The following is a 20,640-nucleotide window of genomic DNA, read 5'->3' as shown; positions in this document are numbered from 1 at the left end:
CGATCAACAAAGCCGTCAACGCCCGGAGTCTATGGGTGGCGGCGGTGTGCCGAGGATGCGGGTGACCAGCGAGCTGACGTGCACGGTAGCGTGGCCGCCGCCGTCCGGAAGGCCGTTCACCGCGGTGGCGGGACGGATCACGGCGAAATGGGGTGGGAGAATGGGGTTTCTGCTCGTTCTGGCCGCATTCTGGTTGCCGGGCGCCGTTTTCGGGGCGGCGATCGGCTTGCGCGGCTGGACGCTGGGCGCGGCGGCGCCGGTCCTCACGTTCGGGGTCGTGGCCCTGGCCATCCCGCTGCTCGGCGGCACGGGCATCCGGTGGACGGCGCTCTCCGTGGCACTGTGGACGCTCGTGGTTTCGGCCGCCGGCTTCGCGGTCACCTGGGCCGTGGCCCGGTTCACCCGGGGGCGCCGGCCGGACGCCGAGGCGGCCGCGTCCGAGCGTCCGCGGTGGTCCTGGCGCGCGCACGCCTTGACCGCGCTCGGCGTCGCCGCCGGGATGGCGATCGGCGCGGTCACCGTGCTGCGCGGCATCGTGACACCCGGCACGGTGAACCAGAACTGGGACGCCGCGTTCCACGCGAACCTCGTCCGCTGGATCGCCGAACGCGGTGACGCGCGCCCGTCGACCATCGGCACCATCGCGAACCTGCCGGACGAGACGCACTACTTCTACCCGGACACCTACCACGCGCTGCTCGCCCTGCTCTTCGGCAAGGGCGGGCTGACCGTGATGCCGCTGCTGAACTTCGCGTCCATCGCCGTCACCTTCGCGGTGCCGCTCGGCGTGGCCGCGATGTGCCGCGCGTGGCGGCTCCCGCCGGTGACGGCCGCCGCGGCCGCCACGGCTTCCGCGTGCTTCACCTCGTTCCCCTACGACCTGTTCTGGCACGGCCCGGTCTGGCCGTACGCCGCCGGGGTCGCCCTGGTCCCGGCCATGCTCGCGGTGGTCCGCCTGCTGCTCGAGCCGGGCGGGGCCACCGGGCCGCTGGCCGTGGGGGTCGGCGTCGCCGGTCTGGCGGCCCTGCACACGAGCGTCGTTTTCGTCCTCGTCGTCTACTGCGTCCTGATCCTGGCCGCCGTGCTCTTCCGGTTCGAGCCGATCGACTGGCGGCGGGCCTGGCCGTCGCTGGTGGCGGCCGCGCTGCTCGCCGTCGGGCTCGGCCTGCCCCAGGTGCTGCCCTCGCTCTACAACGCCGGTGGCGTCACGTCCGCGGTCTGGGGCAATGCGGCGACCGTGACCGGCGCGGTCGGGCAGACGGTGACGTTCTCGCCGATGGCGGACTTCCCGCAGTGGTGGATCGGCCTGCCCGCCGTCGCCGGCATCTTCCTGCTGGCCCGGCAGCGGCGGATGGTCTGGCTGGTCGGCGCGTACGTCGTCCTCGGCGGCCTGTACGCCGCGACGGTCTCCATGGAGAACGGCCTGGTCCACCTGCTGACCGGGCCGTTCTACAACGACAACTACCGGATCGCGGCGCTGCTGCCGCTGATCGGCGCGGTGGGCTTCGGCGAGTTCGTCCACACCGCGACGGCGTGGTTCGCGGCGAAGGTCCGGCCCCGGCTGCCGAGCCTGCACCCGGCCACGCCGGCCCTGGCCGGCGTGGTGCTGCTCGCGGCGGTGATCGGCGGGTTCAGCCGCGGGTACGTGGGCATCAACTCCGTCCACGTGAACATCGGTTACCGCGGCTTCCCCGCGGTGAGCGCGGACGAGGAGACGGCGTTCGCCTGGCTGGCCGGGCACACGGTCCCCGGCGAGCGCGTCTTGAACGACCGCTTCGACGGGTCGTGCTGGATGTACGCGTTGCAGGGCGTGAAGCCGACCCAGTGGAACTACTACGGCGCCGAGCCCACCAGCGACATCGGCTACGTCAGCGCGTTCGCGAACCGGCTGGAAGCCGACCCCAAGGCCCGGAAGATCCTGCGGGAGCTCAAGGTCCGCTACGCCTTCGTCGGCCGGGGCAACGCCATTCCCGACGTGCAGAACGACGCCGGCCTGCTGAACCTGGACACCGCTCCCGGGTTCAAGCTGGTCTACCGCAACGCCGGTGCCTCGATCTACGAGATCGCGGGGCAGCAGGACGTCGTCACCGCGGGGGCCGCGCCCGGGTCCGCGGCGGGTGACGGCCGGTGAAGAGCTAAAGTGTTCGCGTGTCTGTGACCTCGACGACCGCGGTGACCAGCCGCCGCGTGCTCATCGTGATGCCCGCCCTCAACGAGTCGGCGAGCGTCGCGTCGGTCGTCGAGCAGGTGAAGCGCGCCCTCCCGGGTGGCCACGTGCTGGTCGTCGACGACGGCTCGGTGGACGACACCGCCAAGCTGGCCCGCGCCGCGGGCGCCGAGGTGGCCCGGCTCGCCGTGAACCTCGGGGTCGGCGGTGCGATGCGCACCGGTTTCCGCTACGCCGCCGCCCGCGGGTACGACGTCGTCGTCCAGGTGGACGCCGACGGCCAGCACGACCCGGACGAGCTCGACGCGCTGCTGCGCGGCCTGGACGACGCGGACATCGTGATCGGCTCCCGGTTCGCCGGGAAGGGCGCGTACAAGGCCAGCGGGCCGCGCAAGTACGCCATGGTCGCGCTCTCGATCGTGTTCTCGCGGCTGGCGAAGACGCGGCTCACCGACGTCACGTCGGGCTTCAAGGCGATGGGGCCGCGCGCGATCCGGCTGTTCGCCGGCTACTACCCGGCCGAGTACCTCGGCGACACGGTCGAATCACTGGTCATGGCCATCCGGGCCGAGCTGGTCATCAAGGAGATCCCGGTCGTCATGCGCGAGCGCGCGGGCGGCACGCCCAGCCACTCGCCCGTCAAGTCGGCCGTCTACCTGAGCCGGGCCGGGCTCGCACTGCTGCTGGCGCTGGTACGCCGCCGCCCGGCGGTCGACTCGTCCGACTCGGCATAAGGGAGCTCGCGAGATGGAAGGTTGGCGCGTCCTCAGCATCGTCGTCGCCTGCGTCGTGCTGTTCGTCGTCCTCGAGATGATGCGGCGGCGCAAGCTTCGCGAGAAGTACGCGGGCGTGTGGCTGATCGTCGCCATCGGTGTCGTGGTGCTGGCCGTGATCCCGGCGGCCGCGAAGTTCCTCGCCGGGCTGACCGGAGTGGAAACGCCCTCGAACTTCGTCTTCCTCCTCGCCGGCGTCGTGCTGGCGCTCGTGTCGCTGCACCTGTCCACCGAGACCGGGCACCTCGAGGAAGAGGTGCGCACCTCGGTCGAGGAGATCGCGCTGCTGCGCTGCGAGCTCGAAGACACCCGGCGCGAGCTGGCCGGCCGGATCGCCGAGCTGGAGGCGAAGACGGCGGCCCCCGACGACGTCAAAGGGCTCCCGGAGGTCGAGCGCGTCAGCAAGTGACGCGGTGATCGAAGCCCTGCTCGCCGCTCCCGCGCGGCTGGGCCGGGTGCGCGTGCTGGCCATCGACGGCCCGTCGGGCGCCGGCAAGTCCACGCTGGCCGCCCGCGTCGTCGCCGAGCTGACCGCCCGCGGGTGCCGCACGGCCCTCGTGAGCACCGACGCCTTCGCTACGTGGGACGACCCGGTCTCGTGGTGGCCCCGGCTCGTCGACGACGTCCTGCGGCCCCTGGCCGGCGGCGTGGCGGGGGCGTACCGGCGAGTGGACTGGTCCACTGGGGCACCCCGGCCGGGTGAACTCGTCCGGGTGGCCGTGCCGGACGTCCTGGTGCTGGAAGGGGTTTCCAGCGGCCGCACTTCGGTAAGACCCCTGCTTTCCCACCTCTGCTGGCTCTCCGGCGGCTCCGAAGCCTCGCGGCTGGCCAAAACCGTGGCGCGGGACGGCGAGGCCGCACAGGGCGAATTGGCGCGGTGGCAACGGTTCGAGCGCGGCTGGTTCGCCGTGGACGGCACCGCCGAAGCCGCCGGAACCCGACTTTCGTAGGGGACGGGGTGGTCACGCACCGTGTCCGAGCCACTCCGGATCGATCAAGCTGTCCGTAGCCGGATACACGAGTGGGCCAATGTCGGTACCGCCATCTGAGTCATGGATCAGGCACCGAGGGCAGTCAGAGCCCGCAAATGGTCACATTCTGTCGTGATTTACGGACACATTGCGGTCAAATCGACGTCCACGTAGCGCGATCGTAACCTCACGTGCTTAAGTGCGGGCCGAGTTCCCGCTAGTGTCGGCGAGCACACCGATCGTCCGTCGAGTTCCTGACCGACCGGACGGTGACTTTGAACCCGAAACATCTCCCAAGGGGTGCCAGATGCAGCAATTGCGGCTGACCCGAACACGCCGCGTGGCCCTGATCGGGCTCGCCGGCGCGCTCGCGGTTTCGCTGTCCGCCTGTGCGGAATCCAAGCGTGAAGAGGGCGCAGGGGGTGGTTCCGGGGGCACCATGATCTTCGGCGCGGCCGGTAACCCGAAGTTGTTCGACCCGATCTTCAACGACGAGGGCGAGACCTTCCGCATCACGCGGCAGATCTTCGACACGCTGATCCAGAACAAGCCGGGCACCGCCGACCTCGAGCCCTCGCTGGCCGAGAAGTGGGAGCAGGGCAGCGACGGCAAGTCCTGGACCTTCAACCTCAAGCAGGGCGTGAAGTTCTCCGACGGCACCCCGTTCGACGCCGCCGCCGTGTGCTTCAACTTCGATCGCTGGTTCAACATGAAGGGCGCCGCCGCCCAGAGCCAGATGATCTACTACGCCGACGTCTTCGAAGGCTTCGCCAAGAACGAGAGCGACGACTACAGCAACCCGGTCTACAAGAGCTGCGAAGCCAAGGACCCGGCGACCGCGGTCGTGAACCTCAACAAGGCCAAGGGCGCGTTCCCGGCGGCCTTCACCCTGCCGTCGTTCGCGATGCAGAGCCCGACCGCGCTCAAGCAGTACAAGTCGGACGAGGTCACCCAGTCCGGCGACTCGTTCACCTACAGCGAGTACGCGAACAAGCACCCGGTCGGCACCGGCCCGTTCAAGTTCGACAGCTGGGACCAGGGCAAGGGTGAGATCACCCTGTCCAAGAACGACACCAGCCCGACCCAGACGGCCAAGCTCGACAAGCTGATCTTCAAGGTGATCCCGGACGAGAACGCCCGCAAGCAGGCGCTCAAGGCCGGCGACATCCAGGGTTACGACTACCCGGCGCCCGCGGACTACGGCCTGCTGCGCAACGAGGGCGAGCAGGTGCTGGTGCGCCCGCCGTTCAACGTGCTGTACATGGGCATCAACCAGTCCGGCCCGGCCGGCGACAAGCTGAAGGACGTCAAGGTCCGCCAGGCGCTCGCCTACGGCATCAACCGCGAGCAGTTCGTGAAGAGCAAGCTGCCCGAAGGTGCCGAGGTAGCCACCGAGTTCGTGCCCAAGACGATCTCCGGCTACACCGACGAGGTCACCAAGTACCCGTACAACCCGGAGAAGGCGAAGCAGCTGCTCCAGGAGGCCGGGGCGACGAACCTGACGCTGAAGTTCTACTACCCGACCGAGGTCACCCGGCCGTACATGCCGAACCCGGCGGACGTCTTCACCTCGTTCTCGGAGGACCTGAAGGCCATCGGCATCAAGATCGAGCCGATCGCCAAGCCGTGGAACGGTGGCTACAAGGACGACGTTCAGAAGTTCGGCAAGCAGGACCTCCACCTGCTCGGCTGGACCGGTGACTACAACGACGCCGGGAACTTCGTCGGCACCTTCTTCGGTCGCACGAAGAAGGAGTTCGGGTTCGACAACCCGCAGCTGTTCCAGGCGCTCGCCGCCGCGGACGCTTCGCCCGCCGGTGACGCGCACGCCAAGGCGTACCAGGAAGTCAACAAGCAGATCATGGACTACCTGCCCGCCATCCCGATCTCCTACGGCCCGCCCGCCATCGTGGTCGGCCCGAAGGTCAAGGGCCTGGTCGCCAGCCCGCTGACCGACGAGCGGTTCAACACCGTCACCGTCAACTGAGTTCTGCCTCGAGCGCATGGGGTGGGCGCTACCGCGCCCACCCCATGCCCGTACCTCCCGGGCTGGCCCCAAAGGACACCAAGTGCTCCGTTTTCTCCTGCGTCGGCTGCTACAAGCGATCCCGACGCTGCTCATCCTGTCCATCCTGGTCTTCGCCTGGCTACGTTCGCTGCCCGGAGGGCCCGCGGCGGCCCTCCTCGGCGACAAGGCAACGCCGGAGAAGATCGCCAACCTCAACCACGTGCTGGGGCTCGACCAGCCGGTCATCATCCAGTACTTCAAGTTCCTCGGCCGCGCGCTCACCGGTGACTTCGGCGCCTCGCTGGTCTCCACCCAGCCGGTGATGTCGGAGATCGGCACCTTCCTGCCCGCCACCATCGAGCTGGGGTTCTCCGCGATGATCGTCGCGGTGGTCATCGGCATCCCGGCGGGTTACCTTTCGGCCCGCTACCGCGGTGGCGTCGCCGACAACGTGATCATCGTGCTGACCCTGATCGGCGTCGCGGTCCCGGTCTTCTTCCTCGGCTACATGATGCAGGACCTGCTCTCCGGGCCGCTGGGCCTGCCGTCGCAGGGACGGCAGACCGCCGGGCTGGACGCGACCGCCATCACCAACTTCGCCATCCTCGACGGCATCATGACCAGCGAGTGGGACGCGGTCTGGGACGCGATCAGGCACCTGATCCTCCCGGCGTTCGCGCTCGCCACCATCCCGCTCGCGGTGATCACCCGGATCACCCGCGCGTCGGTGCTCGAAGTGCTCAACGAGGACTTCATCCGCACGGCCAACTCGAAGGGCCTCACGCAGCCCGTCGTCCGGCGGCGGCACGTGCTGCGCAACGGCCTGCTGCCGGTGGTCACCACCATCGGCCTGCAGACCGGCGCGCTGCTCGGCGGCGCGGTGCTGACCGAGCGCGTGTTCAACTTCCGCGGCCTCGGGTTCCTGCTGGCCGAAGGCATCGAACGGCGTGACTACCCCCGGCTGCAGGCGCTGCTGCTCTTCGGGGCGCTGGTGTACGTGCTGGTGAACATGCTGGTCGACGTCTCGTACGGGATCATCGACCCGAGGGTGCGTGTGCGATGAACACTCTGCTGAACAAGAAGAAAGAGCCGATCGACAAGCTCGCGGCGGCGAGCGGGCGCAGCCTCGGCGGCGAAGCCCTGCGGCGGATGCTGCGCAGCCCGGTGGCGATCACCGGCGCCGCGATCACCGGCCTGTTCGTGCTGCTGGCGGTGTTCGCACCGCTGATCGCGCCCAAGGACCCGTTCGAGCGCTACCTGCAGGGCCAGGTCGCGCTCGGCCAGGGGATCATTCCCGGCCCTCAGCCGGGTTTCCCGCTCGGCGTGGACGACTTCGGCCGCGACGAGCTGTCGCGGCTGATCGTGGGCGCGCAGAACACCCTTCTCGTCGGTGTGCTCGCCACGGTGATCGGCGTGCTCGTCGGCGTCGTCATCGGTGGCCTCGCCGGCGCGTTCGGCGGCTGGGTCGACACCGTCCTCATGCGACTCGTCGACGTGATGCTGTCGGTGCCGTCGCTGCTGCTGGCCATCTCGGTCGCGGCGCTGTTCGCCAAGCCCAGCCAGTGGACGGTGATCCTGGCCGTCTCGATGATCGGGGTGCCGATCTTCGCGCGGCTGCTGCGCGGGTCGATGCTGACGCAGCGCAGCAGCGACCACGTCCTCGCGGCGACGTCGCTGGGCGTGAAGCGCGGCGCGATCGTGTTCCGGCACATGCTGCCGAACTCGCTCGGCCCGGTCATCGTGCAGGCCACGCTGACCCTGGCGACCGCCATCCTGGAGGCCGCGGCGCTGTCGTTCCTCGGTCTGGGCGACCCGGACCCGAACCGGGCGGAGTGGGGCATCATGCTGAGCAAGGGTGCCCGGCAGTTCCTCGACGTCCGGCCCGAGCTGGCGTACTACCCGGCGATCGCGATCATCATCGTGGCGCTCGGGTTCACACTGCTCGGCGAGTCCCTCCGCGAAGCCCTCGACCCGAAGAACAGGCGGTGAACCCCCATGGCACTCCTTGAGGTCCGTGATCTCAAAGTCGATTTCGTCCGCCGTGGCGAGCAGTCGTTCACCGCGGTGGACAACGTCAGCTTCGACGTCGAACCGGGCCAGACGGTCGGCCTGGTCGGCGAGTCCGGCTGCGGCAAGTCCGTGACGTCGCTGGCGATCATGCGGTTGCTGGCCAAGCGCGGCAACAAAGTCAGCGGTTCGGTGCGCTTCGAGGGCACCGACCTGCTCAAGCTGTCCGACCGGGAAATGCGCGACCGCCGCGGCCGCGACCTCGGCATGGTGTTCCAGGACCCGCTGTCCTCGCTGAACCCGGTCATCCCGATCGGGCTGCAGATCACCGAGGTGCTGGAACGCCACCGCGGGATGTCGCGCAAGGCGGCGTCCGTCGAAGCGGTGGACCTGCTGGACAAGGTCGGCATCCCCGACCCGTCCCGGCGGCTTTCCGAGTACCCGCACCAGCTTTCCGGTGGGATGCGGCAGCGCGCGCTGATCGCGATCGCGCTGGCGTGCCGGCCGCGGCTGCTCATCGCCGACGAGCCGACCACCGCGCTCGACGTCACCATCCAGGCGCAGATCCTGGCGCTGCTGCGGGAACTGGTGCAGGACACCGGGACCGCGCTGATCATGATCACGCACGACCTCGGTGTCGTCGCCGGGCTGTGCGACGAGGTCAACGTCCTCTACGGCGGCAAGATCGTCGAACGGGCGCAGCGGCACCAGCTGTTCGCCGAGCCGCGGCACCCGTACACGCACGGCCTGCTCGCCTCGATCCCGCGGCTGGACGCCGGTCGCGGCGAGAAGCTGATCCCGATCCGGGGTTCGGTGTCCGACAACATCCCGTGGGACCACGGGTGCGCGTTCGCGCCGCGGTGCCCCAACGCGCTGCCGGTCTGCCGCGAGGTCCAGCCGCAGCTGGTGCCCGACCTGGGCGGGCTGCTGCGCTGTCACAACCCCGTGCGGCCCGCGGTCGCCGCGGGAGGAGGAACCCGATGACCCGTCCTGCTGGTGACGTGCTGCTCGAGGTCACCGACCTCAAGGTGCACTTCCCGATCAAGAGCGGCGTCGTGTTCGACCGGACGGTCGGGCACGTGTTCGCGGTCGACGGCGTCGACCTGGCCATCCGGCGGGGCGAAACCTACGGCCTGGTGGGCGAATCGGGCTGCGGCAAATCCACGTTGGGCCGTGCCATCCTGCGGCTGAACGAGCCCACCGCCGGGTCCGTGAAGTTCGACGGCACCGATGTCGCCCAGCTCAAGGGAGAGGAGCTGCGGAAGGCCCGGCGCCGGATGCAGATGATCTTCCAGGACCCGATGTCCAGTTTGGACCCGCGGCAGTCGGTCGAGTCCATCCTGGTCGAAGGCATGCACGCGCACGGCCTCGACAAGGACAAGGACGCCACCCAGCGGCGGCTGCGGCAGCTGCTGGCCGCGGTCGGCCTCCCGGAGACGTCGCTGCGCAAGTACCCGCACGAGTTCTCGGGCGGCCAGCGCCAGCGCATCGGCATCGCGCGGGCGCTGGCGGTGGAGCCGGACCTGATCGTCGCCGACGAGCCGGTGTCCGCATTGGACGTTTCGGTGCAGGCCCAGGTGGTGAACCTGCTGGAGGACCTGCAGGACCAGCTCGGCCTGACGTACGTGGTGATCGCGCACGACCTCGCGGTGGTGCGGCACATCTCCGACCGCATCGGCGTGATGTACCTGGGTGCGCTGGTCGAGGAGACCGACGCGGACTCGCTGTACCGGGACCCGCTGCACCCGTACACGCGGGCGCTGCTGTCGGCCATTCCGGTGCCGGACCCGCAGGTCGAGGACACCCGCGAGCAGATCCTGCTCGCCGGTGACCTGCCGTCGCCGGCGAACCCGCCGTCGGGCTGCCGCTTCCACACGCGCTGCCCGTGGAAGCAGGCGAGCCTGTGCGACACCGACCGCCCGCAGCTGCGGGAGATCGGCGGCGGGCACCGGGTGGCGTGCCACTACGCGGAGGACATCCGCGCCGGGCGCATCCAGCCGCACGAGGTGAAGCCGGAGCTGGTGGAAATGACCGGGGCGCTCAACCCCGACCTGGGCCCGCCGGACATCGGCACCTCCGCCGAGATCCTCTGAAGCTCTGAAAAGAACGGCCGGCCGGGCGTTGTCCCGGCCGGCCGTTTCACGTCGCCAGCTTGGCGGCGCGCGACTGCAGGTACGCCTGTTCCGGCAGGCTCAGCGTCCGTCGCGCGGCGGCCGAGTACGCCTCCCGGGCCCCGGCCGGGTCCCCGGACAGCTCCAGCAGGTGCGCCCGGATCGCCTCGACCCGGTGGTGGTTCGCGAGAGCGGGGTCCCCGGCCAGCTCCGACAGCTCCGCCAGTCCCGCCTCGGGGCCGTGGACCTGCGCGAACGCCACGGCCCGGTTCAGCGTCACCATCGGGCCGGGTGCCACCACCCGCAGCAGGTCGTAGAGCGTCAGGATCTCGGCCCAATCGGTCTCTTCGGCGGTCGCGGCCTCGTCGTGGACCGCGGCGATCGCCGCCTGCAGCTGGTACGGGCCCACCGGCGCGGTCGCCAGCGCCCGGGTGATCAGCGCGACGCCCTCGTCGATGAACGCCCGGTTCCAGCGGCTGCGGTCCTGCTCGGCCAGCGGGACGAGCGCCCCGGTCGCGTCGACGCGGGCCGGGCGCCGGGCCTCGGTCAGCAGCATGAGGGCGAGCAGCCCGGCGACCTCGCCGTCGGCCGGTAGTTCCGCGCGCAGCTGCCGGACCAGCCGGATCGCCTCGGTCGTCAGCTCGACGCGGCTCAGCGCGTCCCCCGAGCTGGCCGTGTGGCCTTCGGTGAAGATCAGGTAGAGCACCTGCAGCACCGCGGCCAGCCGTTCGGGGCGTTCCCCGGCGGTGAGCCGTTCGCCGCGGAGCTTCTGTTTCGCACGGCTGATCCGCTGGCCGATCGTCGCTTCCGGGACGAGGAAGACCCGCGCGATCTCGGCGGTCGTCAGGCCGCCGACCGCGCGCAGCGTCAACGCGACCTGCGACGGCGGCGTCAGCGACGGGTGGCAGCAGAGCAGCAGCAAGGTCAGGGTGTCGTCGACCCCGCTGACCGGCTCGGAGGCGGGTGGTTCGGCCAGCGCGACGGTTTCCTCACGCCGTTGCCGCGCGGTGTCACTGCGCCACTGCTCGATGCGGCGCCGGGACGCCGTCGTGATCAGCCACCCCTTCGGGTGATCCGGGACGCCTTCGGCCGGCCACTGCTGGGACGCGGCCAGCAGCGCCTCCTGCACGGCGTCTTCGCAGGTGTCGAAGCCGCCGTACCGCCGGACCAGCGCGGCGAGGACCTGCGGCGCGAGCTCGCGGAGCAGGTGTTCGACGTCGGTCACAGCTCCGGCCCGTGCAGCCCCATCACCGGCCGCACCTCCACCACGCCGAAGGAGGCTTCCGGGATCCGCCGCGCGATCTCGAGGGCGCGTTCTTCGCTTTCGCAGTCGAGCAGGTAGAAGCCGGCGAGGAACTCCTTGGCCTCGGCGAAGGGCCCGTCGGTCGCCATCGGCCCGATCCGCGTGGCCAGCTCCGGGAAGGCGAGCCGTTCGGAGACGATCCGCTCGCCGGAGGCGTCGAGATCGTCGTTGAGCTGCTGGTAGTGGGCCAGCCCGGCGGCCCGCTGCGCATCGCTCATGCCTTCCCACGCCGCGCGCGACCCGGGGTTGCCGTAGATCAGGACCACGTATTTCACGTCCGCCACCTCCAGGTGTCGAAATCCGCCGGGCGGCGCCTACGTCTCCAGTGCAAGCACCGACCTTGAGGAGAATGGCATGAGTGAGCAGCAGATCCGCGACTTGATGGCGGCCCGTGAGGTGGCGATGGCGGCCCGTGACGCCGAGACGTTGGGAGCGCACTACGCCCCGGACGTCGTCGCGTTCACGTTGGCGCCCCCGCTGGTGCACCGCGGCGCGGAGGTCATCGACGTCGAGGGGCGCCGGGCGTGGTTCGACACGTTCGAGGGGCCGATCGAGTACGAGACCCGCGACCTCGAGGTGACGATCGGGGGAGAGATCGCGTATGCGCACGCGCTGAACCGCCTGGCGACGACGCCGAAGGGCGCGCCGACGGGGTTCGAGCTGTGGTTCCGCTCGACGGTGTGCTTCAGCCGGGAAGACGGCGAGTGGCGGATCACCCACGTGCACGACTCGGTGCCGTTCCACATGGACGCGACGATGCGGGCGGCAGTGGACCTGAAGCCCTGAGGGCTCGCCGGCCTCAGGGCGTGGCTGAGACCCCGGCAGAACCGCCCGATCGGCAACCATCCACCGGAGTTGTCCACATGGGGGTGAATCCTGTGGACAACCCGGCCGGCCCCGACGAAAGTCGTACCTCGGGCAATACCTGAGGATGCCGCCCCGGGCGGACGGCCCCCGGTACCCTGCGGAAAGCGAACACCGATCCGGACATAGGTACCAGGGGGTACGGGCTGTGCACATCGACCAATGGCTGGAGGCGATCCCGCCGCTCTCGGTGTACCTGATCGTCGGTGCGGTGATCATGATCGAGAGCCTCGGGATTCCGCTGCCCGGCGAAATCGTGCTGGTCAGCGCGGCTTTGCTGGCCTCGCAGCACAGCAACCTGAACCCGCTCTGGATCGGCATCCTGGCCAGCGCCGGCGCCATCGTCGGCGACAGCATCGGCTACTTCATCGGGAAAACCGGCGGGCAACGGCTGTTCGCCTGGGCCGGCCGGAAATTCCCGAAGCACTTCGGGCCGACGCATCTCGCCAACGCCGAACGGATCTTCGACAAACGCGGGGTCTGGGCGGTCTTCCTCGGCCGGTTCATCGCGTTCCTGCGGATCCTCGCCGGCCCGCTCGCCGGGTCGCTGCGGATGCACTACCCGAAGTTCCTGCTGGCGAACGCGGCCGGCGGCATCATCTGGGCCGGGGGCACGACCGCGGCCGTCTACTACCTCGGCGTGGTCGCCGAAGAGTGGCTCGGCCGGTTCTCCAAGTTCGGCCTGCTCGCCGCGATCGTCATCGGCATCGTCGTCTTCTTCGTCATGAAGAAGCGCCTCGGCCGCAACCACGCGGAAGCGGACGGCGAAAAGCAGGAAGAGACCGCGGCCTAAACCGCGACGAGCTCGGGCTTGCGCGCGGGCCGTCGCACGGACCCGAGCAGCACGCCGGCGATCACGACGACGGCGGCGCCGACCTCCAGCCAGGTCGGCCGCTCGCCCAGCAGCAGGAACGACGCCGTCAGCCCGACCACCGGCACCAGCAGCGAGAACGGCGACACCACGCCGGCCGGGTTGCGCCGCATCAGCGTCGTCCACAGGCCCGATCCGACGACCGTGCCGATCAGCACCACGTACGTCAGCCCGCCCAGCGCGGTCAGCCCGGCCGGGGTCCCGAGCGTCGTCAGCGAACGCCACTGCGCGGCCGGGCCCTCCACGACCAGCGAGAGCGCGAACATCGGCAGCGGCGGCACCACCGACATCCACAGCGTGAAGTGCAGCGGGTTGTCCGGCTCGGCCTTGCGCGTGCTCAGGTTGCCGAACGCCCAGCTCAGCGCGGCCAGCAGGGTCAGGATCATCGGCAGCAGCGCGGCGTGCCCGGACCGCTGCCACGCGATCGCGGCCATCCCGGCCACCGCCAGCGCGATGCCGGCCAGCTGGTGCGGCGTGACGCGTTCGCCAAGGAAGACGGCGCCGAGGAGCACCGTGAACGGCGCCGACGCCTGCAGCACCAGCGACGCGAGCCCGGTCGGCATCCCGGTGTCCATCGCGATGAACAGGAACGCGAACTGCCCGGTGCCGAAGCCGAGGCCGTAGCCGAGCAGGTGCCGCACCTTCACCTTCGGCCACGGCACGAACAGGATCGTCGGGACGGCGATCACGGCGAACCGCAGCGCGCCCGCGAACACCGGCGGGAATTGGCCGAGCGTGGCGTGGATGGCCAGGAAGTTGAGGCCCCAGAGGACGGCGACGAGCACGGCGAGCAGGCGATCACGGGCGGGCATGCCTCCACTGTGACAACGAGGACCGTGAAGGACCAGCGAGAATATCTGCAGGAACCTTGTAGCGGTGCTTCAACTACAGTGGCGGCATGGATCTGGGCCGGCTGCGCACGCTGCGGGAGTTCGCCGACCGCGGGAGCGTGACGGCGGCCGCGCGGGCCCTGCACTGCACGCCCTCCGCGGTCTCCCAGCAGCTGCGCGCGCTGCAGGGCGAGGTCGGCCTGCCGCTCACCGAGCCGGCGGGCCGCGGCCTGCGGCTGACCGACGCGGGCCACGCGCTGGTCGCCCGCGCCGACGAGGTGCTCGCCGCGCTCGAGCGGGCCGAGTCCGAATTGGACACCTACCGCAGCTCGCCGCGCGGGCGGGTGCGGCTCGCGATCTTCCAGTCGGCCGGCCTGATGCTGCTGCCGGGCCTGCTGACCCGGGTCGCCGGGTACGACGGTCTGGAGGTCGACGTCCGGGACGTCGACATGACGCCGCCGGAGGTGCCGGCCCTGGTCGCGGACTACGACATCGTCGTGGCGCACCGCGACGAGCACGCGCCGGAGTTCGCCTCGAGCCGCCTCGAGGTGGTGCCGCTGCTGCGCGAACCGCTCGACGTCGCGCTGCCGGCCGGGCACCGGCTGGCGGACCAGCCCCGCGTGGAGCTGGCGGACCTCGCGGACGAACGCTGGATCAGCGTCGACTTCGGCTTCCCGGTGGACGACGTGCTGCGCTCGCTGACCATCCGCACCGGCGTGCGGCCGGTCGTGGTGCAGCGGATCAACGACTTCCGGATCACCGAGCGGCTGGTCGCCGCCGGCCACGGCATCGCGCTGCTGCCGCGGTACACGATGGACACAGGGTCTTGCGGGGGTCCGGGTGGGGGAGCCCCCGGCCCGGGGCGGAGCCCCGGATGTCACAGCAGCGGGCTGGTGGGGCGGCCGCTCGCCGGCATCCGCGCGGCCCGCCTGGTGGAAGCGGTCTGCCGGACGGGCGCCCGCCGGCGCCCGGCGGTGGCCCAGGTGATCGAGGAACTGCGCGCGGAGGTCGGTCAGCTCACGGCTTGAAGCCGCGCAGGTAGGCCAGCGCGATGCCCAGGGCGTCCTCCAGCGCGGTGAGGTCGTGCCGGATGTGGGCCAGCAGCAGTCCACCTTGGACGGACGTCATCGCCGCCTGCGCCAGCCGAGCCGGATCGGCGTCCGCGGCCAGTTCGCCGTTTTCCTGCAGGGTCTTCAGCCCGCGCGCGAGATGGGACTCCCACGTCCGGTAGGCCTGGTCGACCAGCGGTGCGAGCTTCGGGTTGTCGCCCACTTCGCCGGCGAGGTTGCCCAGCGGGCAGGCGATCGGCGTGCCCGCGCGGCGGTGGACGTCCAGCAGTTGCTCGGTCCACGTCTCCAGATCGGCCCAGGAGGCCAGCGTGAAGATCGCCGGCTGGTTGCCGAGGATCTGCTCGAGGTAGCGATCGATCACCGCCCCGACCAGCTGTTCCTTGTTCTTGAAGTAGTGGTACATCTGCGATTTCCCGGCGCCGCTCGCGGCGAGCACCTTGTCGACGCTCGTGCCCGCGACGCCGTCGACGTACATCAGCGTCGCCGCCGCGTCGACGATCGCCTCGCGCGTCCGCCTGCCGCGCGGGGTCGTGGCCGCTTGCGTCTCCATGTACCGGATAGTACAGTCCACTTCAATGTACCGATCAGTACAACTGCTAGGGGGATCCATGACGCTCGAGAACGCCTTGACCGGGGTCTACGACCACGCCCGCGGCGCGCTGCCGCCGGAGATCTTCGCGGTCCTCGAAGCCGACCGCCGCCGCGGCGGCGCGACCGAGTTCGCCGAAGCGGGCGGCAAGATCGAAGACTTCACCCTGCCGGGCGCCGACGGGGTGCCGGCGAGCCTCGGCGACCTGGTGGCTGCCGGGCCGACGGTGCTCGTGTTCTACCGCGGCCAGTGGTGCCCGTACTGCAACCTGACGCTGCGCACCTACCAGCAGGAAGTGCTGCCCGAGCTGGCGAAGTTCGGCGCGACCCTGGCGGCGATCAGTCCGCAGCGGCCGGACGGCTCGGTGCCGGACCTGGCGTTCCCGGTGCTTTCGGACGTGGGCAGCACCGTCGCGCGGGGGCTCGGGCTGAGCTATCCGGTCTCCGACGTCGTGCGCGAGGCCATGAAGACGCTGGGCACGGACCTCGAGAAGGTCAACGGGACCTGGGAGCTGGTCCACCCGGCGGTCGTCGTGGTCGACCGCGAGCGGGTGATCCGCTTCATCGACGTCCACCCGGACTTCGTCACGCGGACCGAGCCGGCGGCGATCCTCGAAGTGGTCAAGTCGCTTTGACGCTGTGCCGCACGCGGTAGGTGATCACCGAACCCAGGATCAGGGCCACGGCCAGGGAGAGCAGCAGGCTGATCCCGGGTTCGGTGACGATCCGGCCGCCCGCGTAGCCGAGGAAGGCCACGTAGGACGTCCAGAGTGTGACGCCGATGGCCGAGGCGGTGAAGAACTCCGCCATCGGCCACCGGAGTGATCCGGCGAGGAGGGCGCCCACGGTCCCGCCCGACGGCAGCCAGCGGGCGACCACCAGCACCGGCCGGGGATGGCGCTGCAGCCGCCCGTCGAGCCAGCCGAGGCCGGCGGCGATCTTCCGCCGCCGGCTCAGCCGGTCCAGCGCCGCCCGGCCACTGAACCGGCCGAGGGCGTAGAGCGCCTGGTCGGACGCCAGGCACCCGGCACTCGCCACGGCGATCACCAGTGCCAGCGACGTCCCGCCCTGTGCTGCTGCGATGCCCATACCGAGGATGGTCACCTCGGTCGGCAGCAGCGGCACGAGCGAGACGACGAACAGCACCAGCAGTCCCGCCGTCGATCCGTCCACACCTCCATTAACCGCCCGCCCGGCCGCCGGTACTCCCGACCGGCGGGGACTCACAGCAACCCGACAGGTCGTCCACAGATTCGCCGAAACCATGCCAGGAGTTGTCATGGTTCGCCGTGAGGCTGGGGGCATGAACGAACTTTCCGGAAAAGTCGCCCTGGTGGCGGGCGGGACGCGCGGCGCGAGCCGGGCGATCGCCGTCGAACTGGGCCGCGCGGGCGCCTTCGTGTACGTGACCGGCCGGACGACGCGCGCCGGACGGTCCGAAGTGGACCGGCCGGAGACGATCGAGGAGACGGCCGAGCTGATCGAGCGGGCGGGCGGCCAAGCGGAAGCGATCCGCGTCGACCACCTGGTGCCGCCCGAGGTGGAAGCCCTGGCCAAGCGCATCGATCGCCTCGACATCCTGGTCGACGGCCTCTGGGGCGGTGACCGGCACCTGGGCTGGGGCAAGCCGGTGTGGGAGCACGACCTCGACGCGGGCCTGCGGATGATCCGCCTCGGCATCGACGCGCACCTGATCACCAGCCACTACCTGCTCCCGCTGCTGATCAAGCAGCCGGGCGGACTGGTCGTCGAGCTGACCGACGGGACGGCCGAGTACAACGCGAAGTACCGCGAAGGCACTTCGCTGCCGTTCTACCTGGCGAAGGCGTCGGCGCACCTGCTGGCGATCGGGGAGGCGGCCGAGCTGGCGTCGCACGGCGCGACGGCGGTGGCGTTCACGCCGGGGTACCTGCGGTCGGAGATGATGCTGGAGATCTACGGCGTCACGGAGGAGAACTGGCGCGACGCGTGCGAGCGCGTGCCGCACTTCGCGATTTCGGAGACGCCGACGTTCTGCGGCCGCACGGTGGTCGCGCTGGCGGCGGACCCGGACCGGGGGCGGTGGACCGGGCAGACGGTGAACAGCGGCCAGCTGGCGAAGGAGTACGGCGTGGACGACGTCGACGGCAGCCGTCCGGACGCCTGGCGGTACATGGTCGAGGTGGCCGACGCCGGAAAGCCCGCCGACACCACCGGCTACCGCTGAGCGTTGCGGGCGGCCAGTTCCGCGCCGATCGCGGCCAGCGCCGCCCGCAGCTCCACCGGCTCCAGCACCTCCACCCCGGGGCTCAACGCCACCAGCTGGCCGAGGCCGATCTCGTCGTCTTCCAGGGCGAGCTCGGCCTCGGCCCAGCCGTCCGCAGCCGGCGTGCCGAGCGAAACCACCGTGTCCGCCAGGTGCTCACCCCCGAACACGCGCCGCAGCTCCCGCACCGCCGTCCGGTCGAGCCGGACGCGCACCCCCAGCGGCCGCGCGACCTGTTCGAACGTGGCCGACGATGCCCGCCACCAGTGGGCCAGGTCGAAGTCCGGCGGTCGCGAGAACGCGACCTCCTGCACCGAGACACTCAAGATCCGAGAGACCCGATACGTCCGGAGTGCGTCGTCCGGGACCACGCGCGCGACCAGGTACCAAACACCGGCCTTCAGCACGAGCCCCAGCGGTTCGAGCTCCCGCGACGCCACCTTGTCCCGGCGCCGGTACGTCACCGAGACCCGCCGCTGCGACCACACCGCCTGCGCCACCGCCGCCAGTGCCGGCGGCTCGTCCGCGGAGCCGAACCAGCCCGGCGCGTCCAGGTGGAACCGGCCCGCCACCAAAGCCGCGTGTTCCTGCAGCTCGGCAGGCATTCCCGCGGACACCTTCGCCCGCGCCGCGCTGCCCGCGGTCTCGAGACCGAGCCCGGCGAGCGCGTCCGGCACGCCCAGCGCGAACAGCGCGACGGCCTCCCGCGCGGTGAGGCCGTCGAGCCCGGAGCGCCAGCCGTCGACCAGGCGGAAGCCGCCGTGCCGCCCTTGCTCCGTCCACAGCGGAACGCCCGCCTCGCGCAGGGCCGCCAGGTCGCGGTGCATCGTGCGCTCGGAGACGCCGAGCTCCACCGCGAGCTCGGCGGCGGTCGCGCTGCGCCGCCGTTGCAGCGTGAACAGCAGCGCGACCAGCCGCTCGGCTTTCACCGGCTAGCGGTTGGCGCGGTTCACCGCCGAGACGACCGCGCGCAGCGACGCCGTGACGATCGACGGGTCGATGCCGATGCCCCAGAACACCCGGTCCGAGATCGCGCACTCGATGTACGACGCGGCGCGCGCGTCGTCGCCCGGGGAGAGCGTGTGCTCGCTGTAGTCCAGCAGGCGCAGGTCGTACCCGACGGTCGACAGCGCGTCGAAGAACGCCGCGATCGGGCCGTTGCCGCGGCCGGTGACCTCGTGCTCGTCACCCTCCACGCGGACGGTCGCGGTGATGTCGTACTCGCCGTCGCCGTTGTCGCGCACGTGCTGGCGGACCAGCTCCAGCGGCGTCTTCAGCTCCAGGTACTCGGCCGAGAAGGCGTTGTACATCGTGGCCGGGTCGACCTCGCCGCCCTCGGTGTCGGTGTAGCGCTGGATGACCTTCGAGAACTCGATCTGCAGCCGCCGCGGCAGGTCGAGCTGGTGCTCGGCCTTCATGATGTAGGCGACGCCGCCCTTGCCGGACTGCGAGTTCACCCGGATCACGGCCTCGTACGTGCGGCCGACGTCCTTCGGGTCGATCGGCAGGTACGGGACCTCCCACGGGTACTCGTCGATCGGGACGCCCGCCTTGTCGGCGGCGTCCTTCAGCGCGTCGAGGCCCTTGTTGATCGCGTCCTGGTGGCTGCCCGAGAAGGCCGTGAACACCAGGTCGCCGCCCCACGGCGAGCGCTCGCCGACCGGCAGCTGGTTGCAGTACTCGACCGTCCGCTTGATCTCGTCCATGTCGGAGAAGTCGATCTGGGGGTCGATGCCCTGGCTGTAGAGGTTCATGCCCAGCGCGACCAGGTCGACGTTGCCGGTGCGCTCGCCGTTGCCGAACAGGCAGCCCTCGATCCGGTCGGCGCCGGCCTGGTAGCCCAGCTCGGCGGCCGCGATGCCGGTGCCGCGGTCGTTGTGCGGGTGCAGCGACAGGATCACCGAGTCGCGGCGCTCCAGGTTCCGGGACATCCACTCGATCGAGTCGGCGTAGACGTTCGGGGTGGCCATTTCGACGGTCGCCGGCAGGTTCAGGATCACCGGCTTCTCCGGCGTCGGCCGCCAGATTTCGGTGACGGCGTTGCAGACCTCGAGCGCGTAGGACAGCTCGGTGCCGGTGTAGGACTCCGGCGAGTACTGGAACCGGAAGTCGGTGTCCGGCTGCTTCGCGGCCAGCTCGACGACCATTTCCGCGGCCTGCGTCGCGATCTTCTTGATGCCCTCGCGCTCTTCGCGGAAGACCACGCGGCGCTGCAGGATCGACGTCGAGTTGTAGATGTGGACGATGGCCCGCGGCGCGCCTTCGAGCGACTTGAAGGTCCGCTCGATCAGCTCGGGACGGCACTGGGTCAGCACCTGGATGCTGACGTCGTCCGGGATGGCGTGCTCTTCGATGATCTCGCGGACGAAGTCGAAGTCGGTCTGGGACGCGGCCGGGAAGCCGACCTCGATCTCCTTGTAGCCCATGCGGACGAGCAGGTCGAAGAACTTGCGCTTGCGCGCGGGCGACATCGGGTCGATCAGGGCCTGGTTGCCGTCCCGCAGGTCGACGGCGCACCACAGCGGCGCGCGCTCGATGCGCTTCTCGGGCCAGGTGCGGTCGGGCAGGTCGATGTTCTCGACCAGGTCGTACCAGGGGCGGTAGCGGTGGACCGGCATGGACGTGCCGCGCTGGGTGTTCCAGGCGGGCTGGTCAGCGGGCGCCGTGCGAGAGGGTTTGCGGATCTTGCTCATGGGATTGGGGGTGTCTCCAGATCGACGGGTGCGACCGGCACCACGAAGCCCCGCGACGGGGAGCCGGTCCGGTCAGGCCCCGTCGCGGCAGCGAAGCAGGAGAGCACGCGCCACGGCTCCACCATAACCAGGGAGCGCG

At 70.5% G+C, this 20,640-nt stretch carries 21 protein-coding genes; 14 read left to right on the top strand and 7 right to left on the bottom strand.

The window, feature by feature from the left end:
• Window positions 1-160: 160 nt before the first annotated feature.
• From QRY02_RS35160 to QRY02_RS35120, 9 genes are all read left to right on the top strand, one after another.
• A complete protein-coding gene (locus QRY02_RS35160) occupies window positions 161-2,131 on the top strand; it encodes a DUF6541 family protein (protein WP_285987092.1) in 1,971 nt (656 codons plus the stop codon).
• Between the two features lie 68 nt (window positions 2,132-2,199).
• The gene (locus tag QRY02_RS35155) at window positions 2,200-2,901 is read left to right on the top strand and encodes a glycosyltransferase family 2 protein (RefSeq protein WP_387046202.1); all 702 of its coding nucleotides are present in this window, start codon (window positions 2,200-2,202) and stop codon (window positions 2,899-2,901) included.
• 13 nt (window positions 2,902-2,914) lie between these two features.
• The gene (locus QRY02_RS35150) at window positions 2,915-3,349 is read left to right on the top strand and encodes a DUF2304 domain-containing protein (protein ID WP_285987091.1); all 435 of its coding nucleotides are present in this window, start codon (window positions 2,915-2,917) and stop codon (window positions 3,347-3,349) included.
• Window positions 3,350-3,353: 4 nt separating this feature from the next.
• Window positions 3,354-3,890: a uridine kinase family protein gene (locus QRY02_RS35145; protein WP_285987090.1), complete on the top strand. Its 537-nt coding sequence runs from the start codon at window positions 3,354-3,356 to the stop codon at window positions 3,888-3,890.
• 328 nt (window positions 3,891-4,218) lie between these two features.
• Entirely contained in the window at window positions 4,219-5,898 is a 1,680-nt protein-coding gene (locus QRY02_RS35140) for an ABC transporter substrate-binding protein (protein ID WP_285987089.1), read from the top strand.
• A gap of 82 nt (window positions 5,899-5,980) precedes the next feature.
• The gene (locus tag QRY02_RS35135) at window positions 5,981-6,982 is read left to right on the top strand and encodes an ABC transporter permease (RefSeq protein WP_285987088.1); all 1,002 of its coding nucleotides are present in this window, start codon (window positions 5,981-5,983) and stop codon (window positions 6,980-6,982) included.
• Window positions 6,979-7,908 (top strand): ABC transporter permease, encoded by a 930-nt coding sequence (locus QRY02_RS35130; RefSeq protein ID WP_285987087.1) that lies wholly within the window; start codon window positions 6,979-6,981, stop codon window positions 7,906-7,908. The genes QRY02_RS35135 and QRY02_RS35130 overlap by 4 nt, the downstream gene beginning before the upstream one ends.
• A gap of 6 nt (window positions 7,909-7,914) precedes the next feature.
• Window positions 7,915-8,910, top strand: a complete 996-nt coding sequence (locus QRY02_RS35125; protein ID WP_285987086.1) for an ABC transporter ATP-binding protein — start codon at window positions 7,915-7,917, stop codon at window positions 8,908-8,910.
• Entirely contained in the window at window positions 8,907-10,019 is a 1,113-nt protein-coding gene (locus tag QRY02_RS35120; protein ID WP_285987085.1) for an ABC transporter ATP-binding protein, read from the top strand. The genes QRY02_RS35125 and QRY02_RS35120 overlap by 4 nt, the downstream gene beginning before the upstream one ends.
• Before the next feature lie 46 nt (window positions 10,020-10,065).
• Here the strand turns inward: QRY02_RS35120 and QRY02_RS35115 are convergent, their stop codons facing one another.
• Together QRY02_RS35115 and QRY02_RS35110 are read right to left on the bottom strand one after the other, a co-directional pair.
• Complete coding sequence (locus QRY02_RS35115; protein ID WP_285987084.1) at window positions 10,066-11,262, bottom strand: RNA polymerase sigma factor; 1,197 nt, start codon at window positions 11,260-11,262, stop codon at window positions 10,066-10,068.
• Complete coding sequence (locus tag QRY02_RS35110; RefSeq protein WP_285987083.1) at window positions 11,259-11,615, bottom strand: YciI family protein; 357 nt, start codon at window positions 11,613-11,615, stop codon at window positions 11,259-11,261. The genes QRY02_RS35115 and QRY02_RS35110 overlap by 4 nt, the downstream gene beginning before the upstream one ends.
• A gap of 79 nt (window positions 11,616-11,694) precedes the next feature.
• On the opposite strand from QRY02_RS35110, the gene QRY02_RS35105 reads away from it, so the two are divergent.
• Together QRY02_RS35105 and QRY02_RS35100 are read left to right on the top strand one after the other, a co-directional pair.
• Window positions 11,695-12,126 (top strand): YybH family protein, encoded by a 432-nt coding sequence (locus QRY02_RS35105; RefSeq protein WP_285987082.1) that lies wholly within the window; start codon window positions 11,695-11,697, stop codon window positions 12,124-12,126.
• A 226-nt stretch (window positions 12,127-12,352) separates the two neighbouring features.
• On the top strand, window positions 12,353-12,997 hold the full coding sequence (locus QRY02_RS35100) for a DedA family protein (protein WP_285987081.1): 645 nt from the start codon (window positions 12,353-12,355) through the stop codon (window positions 12,995-12,997).
• On the opposite strand, the gene QRY02_RS35095 is transcribed toward QRY02_RS35100, so the two are convergent.
• A complete protein-coding gene (locus tag QRY02_RS35095; protein WP_285987080.1) occupies window positions 12,994-13,887 on the bottom strand; it encodes an EamA family transporter in 894 nt (297 codons plus the stop codon). The genes QRY02_RS35100 and QRY02_RS35095 overlap by 4 nt on opposite strands.
• A gap of 86 nt (window positions 13,888-13,973) precedes the next feature.
• On the opposite strand from QRY02_RS35095, the gene QRY02_RS35090 reads away from it, so the two are divergent.
• Window positions 13,974-14,933: a LysR family transcriptional regulator gene (locus QRY02_RS35090; RefSeq protein WP_285987079.1), complete on the top strand. Its 960-nt coding sequence runs from the start codon at window positions 13,974-13,976 to the stop codon at window positions 14,931-14,933.
• On the opposite strand, the gene QRY02_RS35085 is transcribed toward QRY02_RS35090, so the two are convergent.
• A complete protein-coding gene (locus tag QRY02_RS35085) occupies window positions 14,923-15,525 on the bottom strand; it encodes a TetR/AcrR family transcriptional regulator (protein WP_285987078.1) in 603 nt (200 codons plus the stop codon). The two genes, QRY02_RS35090 and QRY02_RS35085, sit on opposite strands and share 11 nt — an antisense overlap.
• Window positions 15,526-15,583: 58 nt before the next feature.
• On the opposite strand from QRY02_RS35085, the gene QRY02_RS35080 reads away from it, so the two are divergent.
• Window positions 15,584-16,198: a peroxiredoxin-like family protein gene (locus QRY02_RS35080; RefSeq protein WP_285987077.1), complete on the top strand. Its 615-nt coding sequence runs from the start codon at window positions 15,584-15,586 to the stop codon at window positions 16,196-16,198.
• Here QRY02_RS35080 and QRY02_RS35075 read toward each other — a convergent pair.
• Window positions 16,185-16,736, bottom strand: coding sequence for a DedA family protein (locus tag QRY02_RS35075; protein ID WP_285987076.1), 552 nt, complete (start codon window positions 16,734-16,736; stop codon window positions 16,185-16,187). The genes QRY02_RS35080 and QRY02_RS35075 overlap by 14 nt on opposite strands.
• Before the next feature lie 130 nt (window positions 16,737-16,866).
• Between QRY02_RS35075 and QRY02_RS35070 the strand changes: the two genes are divergently transcribed.
• A complete protein-coding gene (locus QRY02_RS35070) occupies window positions 16,867-17,769 on the top strand; it encodes an SDR family oxidoreductase (RefSeq protein ID WP_285987075.1) in 903 nt (300 codons plus the stop codon).
• Here QRY02_RS35070 and QRY02_RS35065 read toward each other — a convergent pair.
• A complete protein-coding gene (locus QRY02_RS35065; RefSeq protein ID WP_285987074.1) occupies window positions 17,760-18,737 on the bottom strand; it encodes a helix-turn-helix transcriptional regulator in 978 nt (325 codons plus the stop codon). The genes QRY02_RS35070 and QRY02_RS35065 overlap by 10 nt on opposite strands.
• A gap of 3 nt (window positions 18,738-18,740) precedes the next feature.
• Window positions 18,741-20,501, bottom strand: a complete 1,761-nt coding sequence (leuA, locus tag QRY02_RS35060; protein ID WP_285987073.1) for a 2-isopropylmalate synthase — start codon at window positions 20,499-20,501, stop codon at window positions 18,741-18,743.
• Between the last annotated feature and the right edge of the window lie 139 nt (window positions 20,502-20,640).

The sequence above is a fragment of the Amycolatopsis sp. DG1A-15b genome (assembly GCF_030285645.1).
Taxonomy (GTDB): domain Bacteria; phylum Actinomycetota; class Actinomycetes; order Mycobacteriales; family Pseudonocardiaceae; genus Amycolatopsis.
Note: the sequence above shows the minus strand (reverse complement) of the source record. Positions and strands in the feature narration are given on the sequence as shown.